This is a genomic window from Pseudonocardia sp. GCM10023141, from assembly GCF_042653605.1.
Genome location: NZ_JBHSIR010000068.1, coordinates 201,527 through 223,406, shown reverse-complemented (window position 1 = coordinate 223,406; position 21,880 = coordinate 201,527). Strand labels below are relative to the sequence as shown.

General features: G+C 71.6%; 17 protein-coding genes and 1 pseudogene. 6 read left to right on the top strand and 12 right to left on the bottom strand.

Annotation, left to right across the window (positions count from 1 at the left end):
• Window positions 1–27: 27 nt before the first annotated feature.
• From ACFPFQ_RS40410 to ACFPFQ_RS40380, 7 genes are all read right to left on the bottom strand, one after another.
• A complete protein-coding gene (locus ACFPFQ_RS40410; RefSeq protein WP_379628543.1) occupies window positions 28–2,787 on the bottom strand; it encodes a hypothetical protein in 2,760 nt (919 codons plus the stop codon).
• Window positions 2,784–3,902: an ATP-binding protein gene (locus ACFPFQ_RS40405; RefSeq protein ID WP_379628542.1), complete on the bottom strand. Its 1,119-nt coding sequence runs from the start codon at window positions 3,900–3,902 to the stop codon at window positions 2,784–2,786. The genes ACFPFQ_RS40410 and ACFPFQ_RS40405 overlap by 4 nt, the downstream gene beginning before the upstream one ends.
• A 7-nt stretch (window positions 3,903–3,909) precedes the next feature.
• Window positions 3,910–5,160: a vWA domain-containing protein gene (locus ACFPFQ_RS40400; RefSeq protein WP_379628541.1), complete on the bottom strand. Its 1,251-nt coding sequence runs from the start codon at window positions 5,158–5,160 to the stop codon at window positions 3,910–3,912.
• A 26-nt stretch (window positions 5,161–5,186) separates the two neighbouring features.
• Window positions 5,187–6,599: a hypothetical protein gene (locus ACFPFQ_RS40395; protein WP_379628540.1), complete on the bottom strand. Its 1,413-nt coding sequence runs from the start codon at window positions 6,597–6,599 to the stop codon at window positions 5,187–5,189.
• Entirely contained in the window at window positions 6,599–7,087 is a 489-nt protein-coding gene (locus tag ACFPFQ_RS40390; RefSeq protein WP_379628539.1) for a hypothetical protein, read from the bottom strand. The genes ACFPFQ_RS40395 and ACFPFQ_RS40390 overlap by 1 nt, the downstream gene beginning before the upstream one ends.
• Before the next feature lie 254 nt (window positions 7,088–7,341).
• Window positions 7,342–8,439, bottom strand: coding sequence for a ribonucleotide-diphosphate reductase subunit beta (locus tag ACFPFQ_RS40385; RefSeq protein WP_379628633.1), 1,098 nt, complete (start codon window positions 8,437–8,439; stop codon window positions 7,342–7,344).
• A 5-nt stretch (window positions 8,440–8,444) separates the two neighbouring features.
• Entirely contained in the window at window positions 8,445–11,384 is a 2,940-nt protein-coding gene (locus ACFPFQ_RS40380; RefSeq protein WP_379628538.1) for a ribonucleoside-diphosphate reductase subunit alpha, read from the bottom strand.
• Window positions 11,385–12,441: 1,057 nt separating this feature from the next.
• On the opposite strand from ACFPFQ_RS40380, the gene mftD reads away from it, so the two are divergent.
• Window positions 12,442–13,614 carry a pre-mycofactocin synthase MftD gene (mftD, locus tag ACFPFQ_RS40375; protein WP_379628537.1) on the top strand — a complete coding sequence of 391 codons (1,173 nt, stop codon included), beginning with the start codon at window positions 12,442–12,444 and terminating at the stop codon, window positions 13,612–13,614.
• 126 nt (window positions 13,615–13,740) lie between these two features.
• Here mftD and ACFPFQ_RS40370 read toward each other — a convergent pair.
• The 4 genes and pseudogenes from ACFPFQ_RS40370 to ACFPFQ_RS40355 all read right to left on the bottom strand — a co-directional run.
• A pseudogene (locus ACFPFQ_RS40370) lies at window positions 13,741–14,016 on the bottom strand (FAD-dependent oxidoreductase); the annotation flags it as partial.
• The gene (locus ACFPFQ_RS40365; RefSeq protein WP_379628536.1) at window positions 13,986–14,159 is read right to left on the bottom strand and encodes a hypothetical protein; all 174 of its coding nucleotides are present in this window, start codon (window positions 14,157–14,159) and stop codon (window positions 13,986–13,988) included. The pseudogene ACFPFQ_RS40370 and the gene ACFPFQ_RS40365, both read right to left, overlap by 31 nt.
• A gap of 54 nt (window positions 14,160–14,213) precedes the next feature.
• The gene (locus tag ACFPFQ_RS40360) at window positions 14,214–14,906 is read right to left on the bottom strand and encodes a dienelactone hydrolase family protein (protein WP_379628535.1); all 693 of its coding nucleotides are present in this window, start codon (window positions 14,904–14,906) and stop codon (window positions 14,214–14,216) included.
• Between the two features lie 53 nt (window positions 14,907–14,959).
• Window positions 14,960–15,628, bottom strand: a complete 669-nt coding sequence (locus ACFPFQ_RS40355) for a GntR family transcriptional regulator (protein ID WP_379628534.1) — start codon at window positions 15,626–15,628, stop codon at window positions 14,960–14,962.
• Between the two features lie 22 nt (window positions 15,629–15,650).
• Here ACFPFQ_RS40355 and ACFPFQ_RS40350 point away from each other — a divergent pair, with 22 nt between their 5' ends.
• A complete protein-coding gene (locus tag ACFPFQ_RS40350; RefSeq protein WP_379628533.1) occupies window positions 15,651–16,067 on the top strand; it encodes a VOC family protein in 417 nt (138 codons plus the stop codon).
• 64 nt (window positions 16,068–16,131) lie between these two features.
• Window positions 16,132–16,875 (top strand): Clp protease N-terminal domain-containing protein, encoded by a 744-nt coding sequence (locus ACFPFQ_RS40345; RefSeq protein ID WP_379628532.1) that lies wholly within the window; start codon window positions 16,132–16,134, stop codon window positions 16,873–16,875.
• A 23-nt stretch (window positions 16,876–16,898) separates the two neighbouring features.
• Here the strand turns inward: ACFPFQ_RS40345 and ACFPFQ_RS40340 are convergent, their stop codons facing one another.
• Entirely contained in the window at window positions 16,899–18,320 is a 1,422-nt protein-coding gene (locus tag ACFPFQ_RS40340) for an amidase (RefSeq protein ID WP_379628531.1), read from the bottom strand.
• Between the two features lie 22 nt (window positions 18,321–18,342).
• On the opposite strand from ACFPFQ_RS40340, the gene ACFPFQ_RS40335 reads away from it, so the two are divergent.
• From ACFPFQ_RS40335 to ACFPFQ_RS40325, 3 genes are all read left to right on the top strand, one after another.
• Window positions 18,343–19,707, top strand: coding sequence for an aldehyde dehydrogenase family protein (locus tag ACFPFQ_RS40335; protein WP_379628530.1), 1,365 nt, complete (start codon window positions 18,343–18,345; stop codon window positions 19,705–19,707).
• A gap of 341 nt (window positions 19,708–20,048) precedes the next feature.
• On the top strand, window positions 20,049–20,999 hold the full coding sequence (locus tag ACFPFQ_RS40330) for a hypothetical protein (RefSeq protein ID WP_379628529.1): 951 nt from the start codon (window positions 20,049–20,051) through the stop codon (window positions 20,997–20,999).
• Window positions 21,000–21,080: 81 nt separating this feature from the next.
• The gene (locus tag ACFPFQ_RS40325) at window positions 21,081–21,866 is read left to right on the top strand and encodes a FadR/GntR family transcriptional regulator (RefSeq protein WP_379628528.1); all 786 of its coding nucleotides are present in this window, start codon (window positions 21,081–21,083) and stop codon (window positions 21,864–21,866) included.
• Window positions 21,867–21,880 lie beyond the last annotated feature (14 nt).

Sequence of the window (21,880 nt, the reverse complement as noted above, 5' to 3'; positions counted from 1 at the left end):
GGCACAACGCAGCGCCTCGGGACCGCCTCAGCGCATGACCACCTCCGCCACGGCGTCGGCGGTGTCGGGGTGGCGCGTGAGCAGCGCACCGGCACCACCACCGGCGGGAACCGGCGCGGACGCGTAGCCGAGCAGGCCGGCCACCGCCGCCGCCACCGCCGGGTGGACGGCCAGCAGCCCCGACGCGGGATCCGGCGCCGGTCCGGACGGCCGCGGTGCCGGGGTGGGCGCCTCCCACGGCGGCACCCACGCGTCGAGGGCGGCGAGCCCGGCCGGGAACGTGCGGCCCGCCTCCCGCACCAGCACGGGAACCAGCTCCCGCGCATGCTCGCGCAGCGTCATGATCAGCGTGGGCAGCCAGGGGAGCAGCACGGTGTCGGGCAGCGTCGCGAACGCCGACGACATCAGCTCCACCACGATCGGTGCCAGCGCCGGCACCGGCTCCAGCGCCAGCACGAACCCGCTGAGGTACTGCGGGAGGGCCGGGACGACGAGCGGGTTGGCGAGCAGCTCCCGGCACCGCGACCGCAGCTCCGCCAGGGCCATGACCCCGAGCTGCGTGCGCGCCACCCAGAGCAGCGCCACCTTGGCGGGGGTCTCCGGGTGCGACTGCGCCACGGCGATCTCGAGCTGGGAGCGCTCGCACCCCAGCGACACCGCGAGGCTCTCCATGCCGAACAGGAACCCGAGCATGGCGGCGACCTGCCGCACGCCGCTGTCGTCGTCGACGAACGCCGTGGGCAGCAGCGTGCAGTAGTGGGCGTAACCCGCCACGACGAACGCCGTGCACCACGGCGGCAGCTCCGCCTCCGTGGCCCGGTAGTGCGCCAGCAGCTTGCGGATCCGCCGCAGCACCTCGGGTGCGCCGGCGACGCTGCGCTCCGCGGTGAGCAGCTCGACCGCACGCGCGCCCAGCTCGTCGGTGAAGCGCCTGCTGCCCAGCAACACGAGCGCATCCTCGACGGCGTCGAGCGCGCCGGCCGCGGTGGCCTGCGGCCCGAACACGGCCTGCCGCAGCCGCCGCTCCAGCACCTGTTCGAGCGTGACGCCCTCGTACCCGAGCTCGACGAGAGCCCGCTGGTGGCGTCCGATCGCGATGTCCCAGCTCTCCTGGATCGACGACTCGCCCAGCCGGCGCGACCCCATGATCGGTCGCACGGCGTCGGCGGGCAGCAACCGGCGCAGGATCCACAGCAGGTGCGAGCACGGCCGCAGCTCCGGGTGCGCCTGCAGATCCAGCAGCGCCCGGTGGATCACGCGCTTCTCCAGCGGGAGCCCGAGCGGAGCGAGCCGGTCGAGCACGTCGCGAGCCAGTGGCGGGAGCGACGCGTAGCCGACCGTGCCGACCCGATCGCCGCCGAGCATGATCTCGCAGAGCCTGCGCACGTCGCGGCGGCCGGGAACGGTCTCCTTCTCGATGCACGTGATCGCGGCGTCCTGGAAGTCGTAGGGCGTGGGCCGCGAGCGGTTGCGCATCCCCGCCAGCAGGATCGACGTCTCGAAGATCGCGATGGCGTCGGCCGTGCTGGCCAGGTAGCCGCTGTGCCGGGCCAGCGCCACGATGTCGACGCACCAGCCCAGCAGCTCGGCCTCGTCGAGCGCATCGAGGGCGGGAGCCTCCTGCAGGAACCCGGAGAGCCGATCGGTGGCCGGGGCCGCCGCTACCGGGGCCCGCACGCGCTTCGGGCGAGCGCCCTGCTGCCCCGCGAGCCGGAACGGGGTGGCGCCCGCGCGGGCGACGGCCTTGGCCCACGTGCCCGAGGCGATCGAGACCGACCCCGGCGCCAGCCCGAACTGCGCCTCGATGGCCGAGTGGCTCGACGGGATGAGCCCGTACTGCCAGCGGGTGGCGGTGCGCGGGGTGATCACGTAGTCGCTCGCGCCGCCCAGGCCGAACTGCTCGACGCGGCTCGCGGCGTGGTAGGCGCCGCAGACGTGGAGGCACTGCGCCGGGTCGGCCCCGGACGTGGCGAGGTGCTCCCGAATGCGCGTCCACATGTGGCGCTCGCGCTGCTCGTCGCCCGCCTCGGTGGGGCGCCGAGGGCCGCCGAGACGCCGGAACAGGCTGCCGATCAGCACCATGACCTGCCGGTAGGTGTGGTGATCCGCCCCCGCCAGTGGCTGCTCGACGTACTGATCCCACCACTCCGACCAGTGCCGGACCTTGCCGTGGTGCAGCAGGTGCTCCTCCAGCTCGGCGAAACCGGGTCGCAGGTCACCGATCTCGACACCGACCGCGTCGCCGTGGAAACCGGTGTCGCTGCCCATGTCGCTGCCCGCGTCGGGGTCGACTCCTGGACCGACCTCTGTGCTGCCGACTTCTGGGCTCCACTGGAAGACATGGTCGACGGAGCGGTCCACCAGCACGATCTCGACGCCGGGCGTCTCGAGGGCGTAGGCGATGGCCTGGTACTCCGCCGAGGACTCGGTGATGGGCGCGACGACGCTGAGCGGCGCCAGCTCGGCGGGAAACCCCGAGACCTCACCGGCGAACGCCTGCAACGCCACCGGGAGCCGGCAGTGGCGCAGCTCGTCGAGCAGCGGCCGGAGATCCTCGCACAGCTCCAGGTAGATGACCTTCGGTTGCTTCTCCCGCAGCCGCCGCACCATGGCCAGCGCCGAGGCGGGCGAGTGGTGGCAGACCGGGAAGATCTCCAGCTCCTCGCTCAGCGCGCGGTCGACGTCGTCGACCATGCCGGCGAGGATCTCCGCGGCCGGACCCTCGCCGAACGCCGCGGCGGCACCGAGCAGTTGCTCGCGCAGCGCGTCGAACAGCGGCGGCGTCACGAGAGCGTGGCGATCGCCTCGCGGCCGCCGTGGAGGAACTCCGTCCACGGACCGCCCTCGTCCTGCTTGCTGCGCGGCTCGACCACGCCGTGCCAGAACTTGTTGAGGATGGCCAGATCCTCCGGGCTGCGCCGGGCGAGCGAACCCACCAGCGAACCGGCCAGTGTGGCCGCGCGCAACGTGCGGTCGCCGAAGAACTGGCTGTGCAGGATGGCGTCCTCCAACACGCCGATCTGCTCGGCGGTGGACAGCGCCGACTCGAGCCGCTCGTCGTCGCTGCTGGCTGCGGCCGCGGCGGCCCGCAGATCGGCGAAGCTCTGCAGCAGGATGTCGAGCAGGGTGGGTGGCACCTCCAGCTCGATCCGGTGGCGGCGCAGGAGCTCGACGGTGCGGAACCGCACGATCTCCGACTCGCTGCGCTTGTTGGTGACGATCGGGATCCGCACGAAGTTGAAGCGCCGTTTCAGTGCCGAGGACAGGTCGTTGACGCCCCGATCGCGGCTGTTGGCCGTGGCGATGATCGAGAACCCCGGCCTGGCGAAGACGATGTTGTCCTCGTCGAGCTCGGGGATGGACACGTACTTCTCCGACAGGATGGAGATCAGCGCGTCCTGGACGTCGCTCGTGGACCGGGTGAGCTCCTCGAAGCGTCCGATCGAGCCCTGCTCCATCGCCGTCATGATCGGCGACGGGATCATCGACTGCCGCGACTGCCCCTTGGCGATCACCATCGAGACGTTCCACGAGTACTTGATGTGATCCTCGGTGGTGCCGGCGGTGCCCTGCACCACCAGCGTGGAGTTGCGGCTGATCGCCGCCGACAGCAGCTCGGCGAGCCAGCTCTTGCCGGTGCCCGGATCGCCGATCAGCAGCAGGCCGCGGTCGCTGGCGAGGGTGACGATGCTGCGCTCCACGAAGCTGCGATCGCCGAACCACTTCTGCGGGATCTCCCGCTCCAGGCCGTCGGAACGCTCGGAGCCGAGCACGAACAGCCGCACCATCCTGGGGCTCAGGCGCCACGAGAACGGTTTGGGCGCGTCGTCGACCGATTCGAGCCAGTCGAGCTCCTCTGCGTACTTCAGTTCTGCCGGGGCGCGCAGTACGGGGCTGGTCACGGGTCTCCTAGGCGAGGAAGTTCTTGAGCTCGAACACGAGCTTGCGGATGTGGCCGGAGATCACGGGCGTGCCCATCTCCTTGAAGCGCCTGCGGAACCAGGGTTCGACGCTCTGGTGGCCGGAGCTGTTGACCGAGCCGACCGGGATGAACCTGACCCCGCAGCGGTGCACGGCCTCGATGCCGTCGAAGAGCGCCTGGGAGCGGCCGAACTCGTAGAAGTCGGAGATCCACACCAGCACGGTGTTGCGCGGATCGCTGATCTTCGGGCGGGCCATGTCCAGTGCGACCGGACCGTCGTTGCCGCCGCCGAGGTTGGTGCGCAGCAACACCTCGAACGGGTCGTGCACCCAGGGGGTGAGATCGACGGCGCGGGTGTCGAACGCGATCAGGTGCACGTCGACCTTCGGGAGTCCGGCGAAGACCGACGCCAGGATCGTGCAGTTGACCATCGAGTCGACCATCGAACCCGACTGGTCGACCACCACGATCATCCGCGCCGGAGCGGTGCGCCGGGCCGTGTGGCGGTAGAAGAGCTTGTCGACGTAGAGCCGCTCGTGCTCGGGGCTGTAGTTGACGAGGTTCTTCCAGATCGTGCGATCGAGATCGAGGTTGCGGAACACCCGCTTGGGAGCCACCGTGCGGTCGATCGTGCCCGCACTCGTCTGCTGCACCTGCGTGCGCAGCACCGCGGCCACCTCGTCGACGAACCGGCGGATCAGCGCTTTCGCGTTGGCCAGTGCCACCCCCGACAGGTTGGACTTGTCGCGCAGCAGCTGCTCGATGAGCGACATGCTCGGCGTGAGCCGCCGCGCGAGCGTGGGATCGGCCAGCACCTCGCGCAGCCGCATCCGCCGCACCAGCTCGCCCTCGATCTCGGCCAGCGGCTTCGCCAGCTCCGACTCGCTGCCCAGCGCCGCGCCCAGCCGCGCGGCGTCCTGCTGCCAGTCGGCCAGCTGCGTGGTGGTGACGCTGCCCGTGCCGGTGGCGAACACGCTCTGCAGCAGCTTCGACACGAGCGCCGCGGTGCGGACCGGATCGTCGCCTGCCGGTGTGGCGAAGGCCGGGCCGAGCTCGGGGAAGCGCTGCACCAGGTTGTCGACCGACACCTGCGGATCGAGCAGCGCGGGTGGCAACCCGAGATCGTCGACGATCGCGACGCTCGCCGCCTCCAGCGTGGGCTGCTCGTCGGGGTCGAAGACCCTGGCCAGCAGGTGCCAGTAGAGGGCCTGCCGGCGGCTGCTCGCAGCTACTGACATCGCAGCTCCGGACAACTCGGGGCCGGTCATCGCAGCAGCCGTCCGGCCCGTTCGCGCAGCACCGCCACGGCGTCACCGGCCCTGGCCTCGGCCTTGACGACCTTGGGATCGGTGGGGCCGAGCGCCCAGTCGCCGGTGTGGGCCTCGACGGGCTTGCGTTTGACGGTGGCTTGCACGGCGAGCGGCTGCAGCAGCCACCGGCCGTCCCAGCGCAGCAACCCGAGACACGCGCTCGACGCCGTGACCAGCCCCGGCGTGAGCGGGCCGCAGGTGGGCAACCGGGACATGTCGATCTCGATCGTGCTCCTGTCGAGCGTCAGCGTGGGAGGGGAGTCGGTGGCAGGGGAGTCGGTGGCCGGGGCGGCGGTGTAGCCCTCGACGAGCACGGGCTCGGCGATGCCGACGGGATGGCGATCCAGCGGCGGGGCGGCGGTGGCCGTGGCATCGGGCAACAGCACCCGAGCCGTGGTGAACGGCTCGGCAGGCTCACCGAGCGCGGCCCGTTGCTCCTGCCACAGCAGATCGCCACTCGGCAGCAACGGCATGTCGGTGAGCGTGGCGCTGCGGTGTTGTGCGAGCGCCGCGAGCAGCACCGGGAAGCGCTGCAGCAGCCGCCAGACCGCGGGCCCGACGATCGTGTCGACCTTCGCCGCCGCGATGCTCGCGCGCACCAGCCGCGGCGGGCCGTTGCCGTCGAGCACGGCGTGGACCTGTACCTGCACGGCCGTGGCGTGCTCGTGGACGTCGACGCCGAGCACGAACAGCCGGCCTGACACGGTTGCGGCGGACTCGGGGGCAACCGGCGCATGCGCCAGCAGCAGCGCCCGCGCCCACAGATCGGCCCACCGGCGTGCCGGCACCTCGTCCATCGCGACGACCGGGCTGCATGCCCGCAGCTCCGCGGCGAGCCCGTCGATCAGCACCCCCAGCCGACGCCGGGCCGGGGCGGCGAGCAGCGCGGCCACCACCTGCTCGGACGCGGCGACGAGGTCGTGGTCGACCCCGCGCCAGCCTGCGGTGGCCACCTCGTGCAGCCAGGCGCGGCAACCACCCAGCAGCAGGTGCTCGCCCTCCGGTGCCGGTGCCGGGGTCGGTGCTGGGGCGGCCACGGCGCGCTCCCGGCCGAGAGCGGCGTCGAGCCGCTCCAACAGCGCGTCGTGGGCGGCGCCGAACAGCGCGGTGCGGGCACCGGCGAGCGCTGCGAGGTGGGTGTCGGCAGGCGTGCCCACGGCGACCTTCGCCGCGGCCTCGGCCGCGGCAGGCCCGAGCGCGGTGCCGGCCGTGGCCGCTGCCAGCGCGTCGAGGGCGGCCCCCCGCTGCGGTCCGAGGCGGGCGAAGCCGTGTTCCAGCGCATCGTCGAAGCCGGTGACGGCGGCGAGTGCCTCGTCGAGGTGCGCGGGCGGGCCGGCCTGCAGGGCGGCGAGCTGCATGCCGAGCATCAGCGACCGGTCCCGTCGATGATCGGAACGGCTCCGCTGGGAAACCAGGCCAGCTCGGGCAGCGGTTCGGTGGTGGCGGGGAGCTCCAGGTAGGTGAGATGGCGCAGGAAGCTGCTGAACACCCCGGCCGCGTCGGCTGCTTCCCGGTGGCCCCGCAGCGCTGCCGTGAGGGCCTGGCCCTCGGCCACCTCCACCCGCAGGTACCGGGCCACGCGATCGAGGCCGTACTGCAGCACCGCCTCGTCGACGAGCGTGCGGAGGTGGTTGCACAGCGTGGCGCCGAGCCCGCCGCACGGGCGGTTGTTGTTGGTGCTGCAGCTGAACCCGTGGGTGCCGGCGGCGATCGCCGACACGTAGACGCGCGCCGGATCCGATCCGCTCGACACCACCCCGCGCAGCCGCCCGCCCGCCAGCTCGACGAACGGGACCTTGGCCAGCTTGCGCGGCCGCACCGGCGGTACGACGCGCAGGACGCTACGGCTCTCCACGTGACCCCCCACGTGACCCTGCGCGGTGTGTCCCGCAGTGGTCGAGGGCAAAGCTACCGGCCTACCCCGACAGTTCCGGCAGGCCGGCGCGGGGCAGACGGCGCGGGGGCAGGGCGCCTCAGTGCGGCAGCACGATCCAGAACAGCACGAAGAGGAAGACCAGCAGCAGTATCGCGCCCAGAACGAGCGCGAACCGGCCCGGCCTGGGGCCGGACCGGTTCGAGGGAGAGCTCATAGGCGCATTGTCGCCTGCGTCAGTCCCAGTCCAGCGCCCCACCCGACTGGTACTCGATGACGCGGGTCTCGAAGAAGTTCTTCTCCTTCTTCAGATCCATCGCCTCCGACATCCAGGGGAAGGGGTTCTCCTGCTCGCCGTAGACCGGGGCGAGCCCGATCTGCTGCGCCCGGCGGTCGGTGATGAAGTGCATGTACTGCTCGCACAGCTCGGCGGAGAGGCCGAGCACGCCGCGCGGCATCGTGTCGCGGGCGTAGGCGACCTCCAGCTCGCAGGCCTCCGTCAGCATCGTCCGGATCTCCTCGGCGAACTCCGGCGTCCAGAGGTGCGGGTTCTCGATCTTGATCTGGTTGATGCAGTCGATGCCGAAGTTCAGGTGGATCGACTCGTCGCGCAGGATGTACTGGTACTGCTCGGCGATGCCCACCATCTTGTTGCGGCGCCCGAGCGAGAGGATCTGCGCGAAGCCGGTGTAGAACCACATGCCCTCGAAGATCACGTAGAACGCCACGAGGTCGCGCAGGAAGTTGCGGTCGGCCTCCGGCGTGCCCGTCTGGAACTCCGGGTCCTCCAGCGAGCGGGTGTAGCGCAGCGCCCACGCGTCCTTGTCGGTGATCGACGGGACCTCGCGGTACATGTTGAAGAGCTCGCCCTCCTCCAGGCCGAGGCTCTCGCAGATGTACTGGAACGTGTGGGTGTGCACGGCCTCCTCGAAGGCCTGGCGCAGCAGGTACTGGCGGCACTCCGGGTTGGTGATCTGCCGGTACACCGCGAGCACGATGTTGTTGGCCACCAACGACTCCGCCGTGGCGAAGAAGCCCAGGTTGCGCTTGAGCATCTGCCGCTCGTCCTCGGTGAGGCCGTCGGTGGAGCGCCACAGCGCGATGTCGGCCTGCATGGCCACCTCGGTGGGCATCCAGTGGTTGTTGCACGCCGCGAGGTACTTGTCCCACGCCCACCGGTACTTCATCGGCAGCAGCTGGTTGACGTCGGCCCGCGCGTTGATCATGCGCTTGCTGTCGGCGTCGATCCGGGCGGCACCACGGGTGATCTCGCCCAGCCCGGTGCCGCCGTCCTCGCCGACCTCGGCGGGGTCGATGTCGAGCGCGTTCTCGATGGTGGTCACTGGCAGGCCTCGCAGTCCGGGTCGTCGATGCGGCAGGAGGCGCCGTCGGTGGCGGTGAAGTCGACGTCGGGCGCCGACGCCGGCATGGCGACCGGTGCCTGCTCGACCGGTGCGGGAACCACCGGCATGACCGGCACGGCCGCCGCGGGCGACGGGACCGGGGCGACCACCGCGGGAACCGCGGCCACGACCGCAGGCGGGGCGGGGGGAGCGGCGACGGCAGGCGGGGCCACCGCGGCCTGCACCGAGTTGAGCTTGCCGTCGGTGCCCTTCAGCGTGCTCTTCTCCACGTGCGTGGCCGACTGGGCCCGCAGGTAGTACGTGGTCTTGAGCCCCGCGTGCCAGGCGTAGCGGTACAGCTCGTCGAGCTTGCGACCGCTCGGGGCGGCGATGTAGAGGTTGAGCGACTGCGCCTGGTCGATCCACTTCTGGCGGCGCGACGCCGAGTCGATGAGCCAGTGGCTCTCGATCTCGAACGCGGTGGCGTAGAGCGCCTTGAGGTCGGCCGGGACGCGGTCGATCTCGCCGAGGCTGCCGTCGAAGTACTTCAGGTCCGACACCATGACCTGGTCCCACAGCCCGCGTTCCTTGAGGCTGCGCACGAGGTGGGGGTTGATCACGGTGAAGTCGCCGGACATGTTCGACTTGACGAACAGGTTGCGGAACAGCGGCTCGATGGACTGCCCGACACCGCAGATGTTGGAGATCGTGGCCGTCGGCGCGATCGCCATCACGTTGGAGTTGCGCATCCCGCCGGTGCGGACGCGCTGGCGCAGCGACTCCCAGTCCAGCGTGGTCGAGTAGTCGACGTTGAGCGCGTCACCGCGACGCGCGTCGGCCAGCAGCTTGAGGGAGTCGATCGGCAGGATGCCCTTGCTCCAGAGCGAGCCCTCGAACGTCTGGTACTGGCCGCGCTCGCCGGCGAGCGCGTTGGAGGCCGCGATCGCGTAGTAGGACAGGTGCTCCATGCTGCGGTCGGCGAACTCGACGGCCGCGTCGCTGGCCATCGGGATGCCCAGCTCGAACAGCGCGTCCTGGAAGCCCATCAGGCCCAGGCCGATCGGGCGGTGGCGCAGGTTGGAGCGGCGCGCCTCCGGGATCGTGTAGAAGTTGATGTCGATCACGTTGTCGAGCATCCGCACCGCCGTGGTGACGGTGCGCTGCAGCTTCGCGGTGTCGAGACCGTCCGCGTTCACGTGCGCCAGCATGTTGACCGAGCCCAGGTTGCAGACCGCGACCTCACCGGTCTCGGTGCCGGGGCTGGTGTTCAGCGTGATCTCGGTGCACAGGTTCGACGAGTGCACGACGCCCACGTGCTGCTGCGGCGAGCGCAGGTTGCACGGGTCCTTGAACGTGATCCAGGGGTGGCCGGTCTCGAAGAGCATGGTGAGCATCCGGCGCCACAGCTCGACCGCGCGGACCCGGCGGAAGACGCCGATCTCGCCGCGGTCGGCGGCGGCCTCGTACTCGCGGTAGCGGCGGGCGAACGCCGTGCCGTAGAGGTCGTGCAGGTCGGGCGTCTCGTCCGGGGAGAACAGCGTCCAGCCGGCGTCGGCCTCGACGCGGCGCAGGAACTCGTCGGGCACCCAGTTGGCCGTGTTCATGTCGTGGGTGCGGCGCCGGTCGTCACCGGTGTTCTTGCGGAGGTCGAGGAACTCCTCGATGTCGATGTGCCACGTCTCGAGGTAGGCACACGCCGCGCCCTTGCGCTTGCCGCCCTGGTTGACCGCCACGGCCGTGTCGCTGGCGATCTTCAGGAACGGGACGACGCCCTGGCTCTGGCCGTTGGTGCCCTTGATGTGGGCGCCCAGCCCGCGGACCGGGGTCCAGTCGTTGCCCAGGCCGCCTGAGTACTTGGCGAGCAGCGCGTTGTTCTTGTACGCCTGGAAGATCGAGTCCAGGTCGTCGTCGACGGTGGTGAGGAAGCACGACGACAGCTGCGGGCGGGTGGTGCCCGAGTTGAACAGCGTGGGCGTGGAGGCCATGAAGTCGAACGACGAGAGCAGCTCGTAGAACTCGATGGCGCGGGCCTCGCGGTCGCGCTCGCGCACCGCCAGCCCCATGGCCACGCGCAGGAAGAACGCCTGCGGCAGCTCGAAGCGCGTGCCGTGGTCGTGCTGGAAGTAGCGGTCGTAGAGCGTCTGCAGGCCCAGGAAGCCGAAGTCGAGGTCGCGCTCGGGGCGGATGGCGGCCGTGACGCGGTCGAGGTCGAACTCGGCGAGCGCGGGGTCGACGAGCTCGAGCTCGATGGCGCGCGTGAGGTAGCTGCGGAAGTACGCGGGGTACTCCGTGACCATCTCCTGGTGGCTGACCAGCCGCGGCGTGCCCGCCAGGTAGCTCGTGGCCTCACCGCGCAGCTTGTCCAGCAGCAGCCGGGCGCTGACGAACGAGTAGTTGGGCTCGGACTCGACGAGCGTGCGCGCCGCCATGATCTGCGCGAGCGCGAGCTCGTCGGCGCTGATGCCGTCGTAGAGGTTGCGCCGGGCCTCGGTGAGCACGGGCTCGGCCGAGACGTCCTCGATGCCCGCAACGGCCTCACCGACCACGTGCGTGACGCGGTCCCAGTCGAGCGGGCGGCGGGTGCCGTCGATGCCGACGACGTGCAGGGCGCTACTGGTACCGGCAGGCTTCCCCACCTGGCGGGCCCGGCTGCGCTCGTCGCGGTACAGCACGTAGGAGCGGGCGACCTGGTGGTGCTCGCCGCGCATCAGCGCCAGCTCGACCTGGTCCTGGATCTGCTCGATGTGCACGGCCGTCTCGGGGCCGGCATGGCGCTGCAGCGCGGCCTGCACCTGCCCGGTCAGCTCGGTCACGGCGTGGTGGATGCGCGACGAGGCGGCGGCGCCGTCACCCTCGACAGCGAGGAATGCCTTCGTCATCGCGACGGAGATCTTGGACGGGTCGAATGCCGAGACGGTGCCGTCGCGGCGAATCACGCGAAGTGTCGCGGAAAGGATTCGATCCGCATCGCTATCGACGGGGGGCGAACTCGGATCGGTGAGGGCCGTTCCAGGGGTCACAGTGTTCTCCTTGCGGGCTCGGCTGTCCGAGCTCGACGACCGGACGCGCATCGGTGGGCTGCGCGCGCTGGTGGCAGCGGATCGATATGCGCGTCCGACCGCTCCCGAAGCGGTGACGAGACCCTCTCCCGTTCACCGCTGTGAGGTGTTCCGGATGCGCTCCGAAGCCCACTTGTCCCGGTCCTACCCAAGCGGATGGGACCGAAGCCATCAACTCGTCGAAGACTACATGTAGTGGTGCAGGGGCCGGAACACCCCTATAGCGTGTGGCGTGTCGCTTACAGCGCGTGGCGAGAGGCGACTCACAGCTGACCTCATGGTGGGCCTGTGAGGTGCGAAGGGCTCGCTGTGCACGGTCGGTGACGGTCGGTGGACCACGACGGTTGCGCGCGGGACGGGCTGCTCGCCCGGCAGGCCGTCCGGATCCGGTTCGGCCGGGTCGCGCCCGCCCGGAGCGGCGCCGATCGAGCGCGCTGTCGAGGGAGTGGCACCGCTGTCCGATCCGGTGAATCGGGATTCTCCGCTCGCCGTTCATGGCGCTACCGTGAAAAGGGGAAGTGCCTGACCGGGCGCGTCGAGACGCTTTCCGGAATGGTGTCGGGTATTGCTGATCACCACTGGATCGCTGATCGTGCCGGCGGCGAGTGCCCAGGTTCTCGCGCTGCGGGCGCGCCCCGGCGCCGGGCTTCCGGTGGTTCGCGGGCTATTGCCGGACGGGCGCACCGCGGCGCCCCGAGGGGTGGGCGAGTGGGTTTCGCCGGAATTGTGGGTACCCGGCCGGTGAACCCGGGATGGCCGTTCCGCGTCGATGGGTGTCCGGACGGCGAGGGGCCGGCCCCGGACGTCCTCCCGGGTGGCGCCCCTCCGTCCGGGCAGGCCGCCGACGGGATTTTCGCACTGAGTGCCACAATTGCCGCCCGGGCCGCTAGGCTGCGGCTCGAGCAGACTGCGGTTGCCGATCGGGAGGATGGCGATGGCCAGCACCAGGGAGTGGTTCGAGACCGTCGCGGAGGCGCAGCGGCGGGCGAAGAAGCGGCTGCCGAAGTCGGTCTACCTGGCACTCGTGGCGGGTTCGGAGTCGGGCGTCACGCTCGACGACAACGTCGCGGCGTTCGGTGAGCTGGGGTTCCGGCCGCACATCGCCGACCTGCCGCAGACGCGTGACCAGTCCACCCACGTGCTGGGCCAGGACATCTCCTTCCCGGTGATCATCTCCCCGACGGGCGTGCAGGCCGTGCACCCGGAGGGGGAGGTGGCAGTCGCCCGCGCGGCTGCCGGCGCCGGCACGGCCATCGGGCTGAGCTCGTTCGCCAGCAAGGCGATCGAGGACGTCGCCGCGGCCAACCCGAAGACGTTCTTCCAGATGTACTGGGTGGGCACCCGGGAGCGGATCCTCGCCAGGGCCGAGCGGGCCAAGAAGGCCGGCGCGCAGGCACTGATCGTCACGCTCGACTGGACGTTCGCCACCCGCCGCGACTGGGGCAGCCCCGCCATCCCCGAGAAGTTCGACTTCAAGGCGATGCTGAAGTTCGCGCCGGAGGGCCTCTCGCGGCCGCGCTACCTCGCCGACTGGCTGCGCAGCGGCGCGCTGCCCGATCTCACCACGCCCAACCTCGCCGACCCCGGTGAGCAGGCGCCCACGTTCTTCGGCGCCTACGGCGAGTGGATGGGCACCCCGCTGCCCACGTGGGACGACATCGCCTGGCTCCGCAAGGAGTGGGGCGGTCCCTTCATGGTGAAGGGCATCATGCATCCCGACGACGCCCGCCGGGCCGTCGATGCGGGAGCCACCGCGATCTCCGTGTCCAACCACGGCGGCAACAACCTCGACGGCACGCCGGCCTCGATCCGCGCGCTGCCCGGGGTCGTCGAGGCCGTCGGGGACCAGGTGGAGGTGCTGCTCGACGGCGGCATCCGCCGCGGCGGCGACGTCGTCAAGGCCGTGGCGCTCGGCGCGAAGGCCGTGCTGGTGGGCCGCGCCTACCTGTGGGGCATGGCCGCCAATGGCGAAGCGGGCGTGGCCAACGTGCTGCAGATCCTGCGCAGCGGCATCGACGAGGCCCTGCTCGGGCTGGGCCGGGCGTCGATCCACGACCTCGTGCCGTCGGACATCATCGTGCCGCCGGGGTTCACGAAGACGCCGTAGCAGGTCACACAGGACCCGGGCCACCGGGCCTGCAGCCTTGTCGTCGTTGACGCGCGCACCCCCGGCGATGATCTTCTCGACGCGGGTCCGGCGCGTCGACTCGTAGGTGGCGAACGCGCCGTCGACGGTCGGGCGATCGCGCAGCGCGCGGGCGAGTTCCAGCGAGCTCTCGATCGCCTGCGACGCACCCTGGCCCGAGCTGGGCGAGGTGGGATGGGCGGCGTCGCCGACGAGGACGACGCGCCCGCGGGTGCCACGTCCGCACGGTCGGGATGTCCTCCAGCAGGACGTCGTCGGCGCCGATCTGCCGCAGCGCGTTGCGGCCGTTGGGGGACAGGGCAGGGCGCCGATGATCGCTGCGTGCTCGATGCTCACTGCTGTCCTCCGAACGTCTCGGTCCATGCCTGCTGGTAGACCGGTTTGATGTCGCGCTCCTTGCCGTACTCGACGAACCGGCGCGCCATCTCGTACGGGTGCATCGGTCCGGTGAGCAGGCCGGCCAGCACGGCGAGCGCCAGCGGGTTGCCCACGGCACGACGGGTCATGTCGCCACCTCTCTGGTCGGGATCGACTGTGCGATACCGAATAGTCGATGTCGACTATTCGGAGAAGACGTCCTCCAGGAACGCTGCGAGTGCCGCGAACGACCGCGCGTCGGCCACCGCGTCGTAGGCGACGCCCGGGCCGGGCGACGGGGTCGTGTGGGTGAAGCCGTGCTGCGCACCGCCGAGCACCAGCAGTTGCCAGTCGGCATCCGCCGCGCTCATCTCGGCGGTGAAGGCCAGCACGTCGGCCATCGGGACGTGCGGATCGAGCGCGCCGTGGCAGGCGAGGACGGGCGCCGAAATCGCGGCGGCGCCGCCGTGGCGGGCGGCGAGGCTGCCGTGGATGCTCGCGACGCCGGCGAGAGCCGTGTCGCCGCGGGCCATTTCCAGCACGGTCATGCCGCCGAAGCAGTAGCCGACCGCGGCGATCCGGCCGTCGACGCCAGGGTGGGCCACGAGGGCGCGCAACCCGGCGCCGGCCCGGCGGCGCAGGGCCGCCGGGTCACTGGTGAGCGCGGTGATCACGGCCATGGTGCGGTCGCGGTCGCCCGCGACGCCGTCGCCGTACATGTCGCACGCCAGTGCGACGTAGCCGAGGTCGGCGATGCGCTCGGCCTGGGTGCGGGCGTGGTCGTCGAGGCCGGCGCCGCCGTGCACGACGAGTACGCCGGGGCCCGGGTTGCGGTGCCGGTCGACCAGGTGGCCGGTGAGAGGCGTCCGACCATCCTGATAACGCAGAGGATTCATTCTCGAACAATAGCGAGAGCGTAATGCACTATAGCATATTCGACAATTTGTCGCTATCCGCCGGAATGGTGAGATCCGGAGACGATGTCGAACGCGTGCTGCCGGTGCTCGGCGAACAGGCGGCGTGACCTCGTCGCATCGCGGCTGGTCAGAGCCGCGGCGAGCGCGCCGTGCTCGGCCGTCACGTGCGCGCTGTAACCCTTGTCGCTGACGCCGATGCGGATCAGCAGGAACAGGTGGACCTGTGAGCGGATCGCTTGCCAGGCCGCCTCCAGGCGGCGATGGTGGGCGGCCGCGTAAACGGCGTCATGGAACGCGAGATCGAGCGCGACGGAGGCGTGCGGGTCGGCCGTATCGCCCATCCGGTCGGCCGCCGCCTGCACGGCGTGCAGGTCCTGGTCGTCGGCGTGCTGGACGAGCCGGGTGACGGCCAGTTCCTCCAGCGCGCCGCGGAGGCTGTCGAGCTCCTCGGCGTCGGCGGGGGACAGGGTGGTGACCGTGGTGCCGCGATGCCACTCGCTGTGGACCAGCCCTTCGCGTTCCAGGCGCAGCAGCGCCTCCCGGACCGGTCCGCGGCTGACCCGGAGCGTGGTGGCCAGTTCGACCTCGCGCAGCGGCGCGCCCGGGGCGTAGATCCCGGTGAAGATCGCGTCGCGGATCCGGTCGGCGATCTCGTCGGCCATGCCGCGGCGACGGGCCGGCGCCATACCGGATGTACTCATGTCTGAATGTTAACATTATGGCATGCCTGAGCTTCCCCGGTTCCACCTCGCCGTTCCCGTCGACGATCTGGCCGCCGCCGCCCGCTTCTACGGCGAGGGTCTGGGGTGCGAGCGGGGACGCAGTTCGGACCGCTGGATCGACTGGAACCTGCGTGGCCACCAGTTCGTCACCCATCTCGCGCCGGTGCCGCCGCGGGTCAGCAACCCGGTCGACGGGCACGACGTCCCGGTGCCGCACTTCGGGTTGCTGCTCGGCGTGGCGGAGTTCCACGCGCTGGCGGCGCGGCTCCGTGAGCTCGGCACGGCCTTCGTCATCGAGCCCTACCTGCGCTTCGCCGGGCAGCCCGGCGAGCAGTGGACGATGTTCCTCGCCGATCCGGCCGGCAACGCGCTGGAGTTCAAGGCCTTCGCCGACGACGCTCAGGTCTTCACCACCTAGCTATAACCCCAAAAATCTCTGGCGGTGGTATAGATTGGGGTTATACGCCAACGAGGAGGCTGCGATGCCGAAGATCAACGTGTATGTGTCCGACGAGCTCTCCGACGCGATCAAGGACGCAGGCGTGCCCGTCTCACCCGTCTGCCAGCGCGCGCTGGAGCAGGCCGTGAGCCAGATCGCGACGGTGCGGGCGGTGGCGGCGGCCGATCTCGACGCCGGCGACCCGGCCGCCGGGCTCGTTCGCTTCACGGCCCGGGCCCAGAAGGTGGTGGCACTCGCCGCGGAGCAGGCGCGCGCCCGCGCCACCCCGGGCGTCGCCACCACCGACCTGCTCGGCGGCATCCTCGCCGAAGGCTCCAACCTCGCGATCCGCGTGCTGCGCGCCGTCGAGGTCGACCTCGATCAGCTGCGGGTCGAGCTACGCCGAGCCGGGGGTGGAGAGCCGACGGCGGGCTCCGAAGCCCGCCGTCTCACCGCTGCGGCGGCCGCGGCGTTGGAGGCCGCCGTCACGGAGTCGATCTCGCTGGGACACAACTTCGTCGGCTGCGAGCACCTGTTGCTGGGGCTGACCGCCGATCCCGACGGCGAGGCCGGCGCGCTCCTGCGGGCCCAGGGTGCCGAGCACCGGACCGTCCGGCGCGCTGTCGTCGCCGCGCTGGCCGGTTACTCCCACCTGCGTGAGCAGGGGCAGTCGCAGCCGGCCGCGACGTCCGTCGAGGCGCTCGTGGGCGACGCGGTCCGTCGGCAGCTCGCGCCGGTCGTCGAGCGGCTGGCGGTGCTGGAGGATCGGGTGGGCTCGGCCGGTTGAGCGAGGCGGGCTGAGCGCGGGCCCTATGGCAGCGTCGGGAGCAGCCGGGGCTCCCGGCGCGCCCGCGTTGCCGCCTCGAACGCGGCCGCCAGGTCGATCAGCGTCGCTTCGGTGCCGCGTCCCGCGAAGAACGAGACCCCGATCGGCAGTGGCCCGGCCGCTCCGGCCGGTACCGCGATGTTCGGGTAGCCCGCCACCGCGGCCGGCCGCGAGGAGCCGACGCTGCCGGCATCACCCGCCTCGTAGTCGATCGCCCAGGCCGGGCCGTTGGTGGGCGCCATGATCGCGATCAGGTCGTGCCGGGCGAGCGTCTCGTCGATGCAGCGCCGGGCCAGCTCCGTGACGGTGGCGCGCTGCCTGCGGTAGTCGGGATCATCGCCGTCGGGGGCGGCCGCGGAGTGCTCGAAGAGCTCCTGGCCGAAGCGCGCGAGCGCCACCGGGTCCTGCTCGTTGAACGCCATGAGTGCGGGAAGGGTCTGCGGTGCGTCGGGCCGGGTGCGCAGGTACGGCTCGAGGTCGCGGCGGAACTCGGTGAGCATCGCCGGGTACTCGGCCTCGTCGATCTCGCGGGCGAACGGCAGCACCACGTCGATCACCGTGGCACCCTGCGCGACCACCGTGTCCACCGCAGCGGCGAACACCCGGTCGGCGTCGGCGTCCGCCCCGGCCTTGCGCCACACTCCGATCCTGGTGCCGCGCAACGCATCCGGGCCGATCGGGTAGGCGCGACCGGCCAGCACGCCGAGGGTGAGGGCGGCGTCGATCACGTGCCGCGCCATCGGTCCGGCCGTGTCCTGCTCCGCGCTGAGCGGGACGATGCCGGTGCCGTCGACGAGCCCGAGGGTCGGCTTGAGCCCGACGATCCCGTTGATCCCGGCCGGGCAGACGATCGAGCCGTCGGTCTCGGTGCCGATCGCCACCTGGCACAGAGCGGCCGCCACCGCCGCGCCGGAGCCGGACGACGAGCCGCACGGGGAGCGGTCGAGCACGTGCGGGTTCACCGTCTGCCCGCCCACGCTCGACCAGCCCGACGTCGAGTGGGTGGAGCGGAAGTTGGCCCACTCCGACAGGTTGGTCTTGCCGAGCACGACGGCCCCTGCGGCGTGCAGCACCGTCACGAGCGCGGCGTCGCGGGCGGGCGGGGCGCCGGTGAGGGCGCGGGACCCGGCGGTGGTGGGCAGGTCGGCGGTGTCGATGTTGTCCTTGAGCAGCACCGGGATGCCGTCGAGCGGGCCGCGCAGGGTGCCGGCCCGGTGCCGCGCGTCGCTGGCGGCGGCCTGCCCGGAGGCCGTGGGGTCGAGCGCGATGACGGCCCGGATCCGGTCGTCGAGCTCCTCGATGCGCTGCAGGTAGGCCAGCGTCAGCGCGACGGCGGTGAGCTCGCCGCCGTCGCGCAGCTCCTGCAGGTGCGGGATGGTGGCGGAACCGAGGTCGGGTACCTGCATGGGGAGAGCCTAGATTCCGTCCATGACTGCCTTCGATGTGATCAACCCTGCGACCGGGGACGTCGTCGAGTCCGTGGCGCTGACGTCGCTCGAGGAGACCGATGCCGCGATCGCTGCGGCGCAGGCGGCATTCGCGGGCTGGCGCGCGGTGGCGCCGGGCGATCGGGCCCGGCTGCTGCGCCGCTTCGCCGACGCCGTGGATGCCGACCGGGAGAACCTCGCGCAGCTCGAGGTGCGCAACGCCGGCCACACGATCGGCAACGCGCGCTGGGAGGCCGGCAACGTCCGCGACGTGCTGCACTACTACGCCGCCGCGCCCGAGCGGCTGTCCGGACGTCAGATCCCGGTGCCGGGCGGGGTCAACATCACCTTCCACGAGCCGCTCGGCGTCGTCGGCGTGATCGTGCCGTGGAACTTCCCGATGCCGATCGCCGGTTGGGGCTTCGCGCCGGCGCTCGCCGCGGGCAACACGGTCGTGCTCAAGCCCGCCGAGCTGACGCCGCTGACGGCCGTCCGCCTCGGCGAGCTGGCCCGCGAGGCCGGCCTCCCCGACGGCGTGTTCACGGTGCTGCCGGGCAAGGGCTCGGTGGTCGGCAACCGGTTCGTGACGCATCCGCTGGTGCGCAAGGTCGTCTTCACCGGCTCCACCGACGTCGGCAAGCAGATCATGGCGGGCTGCGCGGCGCAGGTGAAACGCGTGACGCTCGAGCTCGGAGGCAAGAACGCCAACATCGTCTTCGCCGACTCCGACCTGGAGAGGGCCGCCGCCACCGCGCCCTACGGCGTGTTCGACAACGCCGGGCAGGACTGCTGCGCGAGCTCCCGGATCCTGGTGCAGGACAGCGTCTACGACCGGTTCATGGAGCTGCTCGAGCCTGCCGTCAAGGGGGTGGTGGTGGGCGACCCGGCGTCGGAGCAGACCGAGATGGGCCCGCTGATCTCCGCGCACCACCTGCGGTCGGTGTCGTCGTACGTCCCCGCCGACGCGCCCGTCGCGTTCCGCGGCAGCGCGCCGGAGGGGCCCGGCTTCTGGTTCCCGCCCACGGTCGTCACCCCGACCGCACCCGATGATCCCCTGATCACCGACGAGGTCTTCGGCCCGGTCGTCGCGGTGGTGCGCTTCACCGACGAGGCCGACGCGATCCGGATGGCCAACAGCACCGAGTACGGGCTCTCGGGCTCGATCTGGACCAACGACCTCGGCCGCGCGCTGCGCGTCTCCCGCGCGGTGGAGGCCGGCAACCTCTCGGTCAACTCGCACTCGTCGGTGCGCTACTGGACACCCTTCGGCGGCTTCAAGCAGTCGGGGCTGGGGCGCGAGCTGGGCCCGGATGCGGTGGCGGCCTTCACGGAGGTCAAGAACGTCTTCCTGAGCACGCAGGAGTAGCGCCCGACCGCGCCGATGTGGTGGCCACCGCGCCGATGTCGGGACGTTGGCGCGGTGGCGATTTGGTTGGCGCGGTGGTGCGGGCCGGGCGGGCGTTTCTGGCGGCGCCAACGTGGTGGCCACCGCGCCGATGCTGGGACGTCGGCGCCGTGGCTATCTGGTTGGCGCGGTGGGGCGTGCTGGCGGCGCCGACGTAGTGGCCACCGCGCCGATGTCGGGGCGTTGGCGCGGTGGCGAATTGGTTGGCGCGGTGGGGGCGTGCTGGCGGCGCCGACGTAGTGGCCACCGCGCCGATGTCGGGACGTTGGCGCGGTGGCCATCTGGTTGGCGCGGTGGGGTGGGTGACCGCGAGATTCGCGGATCGGGCCCGCCGGCGGGCGTCGGCGTCGATGCTGTTCGGCATGCGATCCGTGTACCTGCGCCCCGAACTGCTGACCGAGGGATACACCGACAAGGAGCTGCGTCGCCTGCGACGGCGTGGCGAGCTGAGCGTCGTCCGGCCCGGCGCCTACGTGCCGGGTGCCCCGCCCGGCGAGCCGGAGGCGCGACACCTGCTCCTGCTCGAGGCCGAGCTGGAGCACCTGGCCGAGAACTCCGTCGTGAGCCACGTGTCCGCCGCCGTTCTGCACCGGCTGCCGATCTGGGGCCTGCCGCTCGGGCGGGTGCACGTCACGCGCCACCGCGGCCGCTCCGGAAGCCGGCCCGGCGGACGGGTGCACGTCCACACGGCGCGGCTCGCCGCGTCGGACGTGGTCCGGATCGGCGGTGCGCCGGTCACGTCGATCGGACGCACCCTGGCCGACATCGCCCGGTCGGCAGGCTTCGAGACCGCCGTCGCCATGACCGACGGGGCGCTGCACAAGCACCGCGTCAGCCCGGCGGAACTGCAGGAGGTGCTGGCGAGCATGCGTCGGTGGCCGGGGGTGCCGGCTGCGCGGCGGGTGTTCGCGTTCGCCGACCCGGGCAGCCAGAGCGTCGGCGAATCGCGCAGCCGCATCGCGATCGCCCGCGCGGGTCTCCCCGCGCCGATCCTGCAGTGGAACGCCGTCGGCGGTGATCAGGTCGACTTCTACTGGCCGCAGCTGCGCACTGTCGGTGAGTTCGACGGCAAGGTCAAGTACGGGCGGTTGCTGCTGCCCGGGGAGGATCCGGCAGCCGCCGTGTACCGGGAGAAGGTGCGCGAGGACCGCATCCGCGCCACGGACAAGCACATGGTCCGGTGGGCCTGGGACGAGATCGACGACTTCGGTCCGGTGGCCGCGCGCATCCGGGCGGGTGCCCGCCCGATCTGACCGTGCAACCGTCGGCCATGCGGTGGGTTCGTGGTCGAGACGAGTCCAATGCGCCAACGTGACGTGGCATCATGGCGCGCTGTGACAGCACGACAGGCCCGCGCGACCGAGTCCGAGGGCCCGCGCCCGCAGTTCGGGGTGATCGAGCAGCAGCGCGCGCACGAGTACGTCGCCGAGCAGATCCGGCGCCAGATCGGGCTGGGCATCATCGCCCCGGGCGAGGCGCTGCCGCCCGAGCGGGAGCTGGCCCGGCTGTTCGGGGTCGGGCGCGTCACGGTGCAGCTGGCCGTCGGCGTGCTGGAGGCCGATCGGCTGATCGAGACGCGGCGCGGGCGCGGCGGCGGGTCGTTCGTGCTCGCGCCGTCCAAGCGCGAGGGCACCCTCGACTACCGCGTGCTCGAGGTGGCCCAGTCGGCCGACCTGATCCGCGAGGCCATCGAGTACCGCATGGTCGTCGAGCCCGCCGCGGCCCGGATCGCGGCGCGGCTGCGCACCGAGTCGCAGCTCGCGGAGATCCGGCTCGCCGCGCAGCGGCTCGGTGACGCGACCAACGACGCCGAGTTCATGCGCGAGGACACCGCGTTCCACCTCGCGATCGCCCGTGCCACCGGCAACCGCTTCGTCTTCGCGGCGCTGGAGCAGACGCGCCTGCACCTCAACGCGCTGCTCGCGCTGCTGCCGGAGAGCCCGGCCTGGCACCGGCTCTCGGTGGAGGAGCACGACGGCGTGCTCGCCGCGCTCGCCGAGCAGGACGGCGACGCCGCCGAGTCGCTGATGCGCGAGCACGTGGAGCGCACCGGGCGCAGCATGCACAGCCTGCTGAAGTCGTTGGCGCCCAAGGCTTCCCGGCGCAACGGCAGCTTCTGACCTTCCGGCAACGG

What these genes read in the sequence shown, in the direction of transcription:
- ACFPFQ_RS40350 (WP_379628533.1), top strand. Translation starts at nt 15,651, where the DNA reads ATGCCTGAGCTTCCCCGGTTCCACCTCGCCGTTCCCGTCGACGATCTG.
- ACFPFQ_RS40360 (WP_379628535.1), bottom strand. Translation starts at nt 14,906, where the DNA reads ATGAATCCTCTGCGTTATCAGGATGGTCGGACGCCTCTCACCGGCCAC.
- ACFPFQ_RS40400 (WP_379628541.1), bottom strand. Translation starts at nt 5,160, where the DNA reads ATGTCAGTAGCTGCGAGCAGCCGCCGGCAGGCCCTCTACTGGCACCTG.
- mftD (WP_379628537.1), top strand. Translation starts at nt 12,442, where the DNA reads ATGGCCAGCACCAGGGAGTGGTTCGAGACCGTCGCGGAGGCGCAGCGG.
- ACFPFQ_RS40355 (WP_379628534.1), bottom strand. Translation starts at nt 15,628, where the DNA reads ATGAGTACATCCGGTATGGCGCCGGCCCGTCGCCGCGGCATGGCCGAC.
- ACFPFQ_RS40395 (WP_379628540.1), bottom strand. Translation starts at nt 6,599, where the DNA reads ATGCTCGGCATGCAGCTCGCCGCCCTGCAGGCCGGCCCGCCCGCGCAC.
- ACFPFQ_RS40340 (WP_379628531.1), bottom strand. Translation starts at nt 18,320, where the DNA reads ATGCAGGTACCCGACCTCGGTTCCGCCACCATCCCGCACCTGCAGGAG.
- ACFPFQ_RS40335 (WP_379628530.1), top strand. Translation starts at nt 18,343, where the DNA reads ATGACTGCCTTCGATGTGATCAACCCTGCGACCGGGGACGTCGTCGAG.
- ACFPFQ_RS40345 (WP_379628532.1), top strand. Translation starts at nt 16,132, where the DNA reads ATGCCGAAGATCAACGTGTATGTGTCCGACGAGCTCTCCGACGCGATC.
- ACFPFQ_RS40365 (WP_379628536.1), bottom strand. Translation starts at nt 14,159, where the DNA reads ATGACCCGTCGTGCCGTGGGCAACCCGCTGGCGCTCGCCGTGCTGGCC.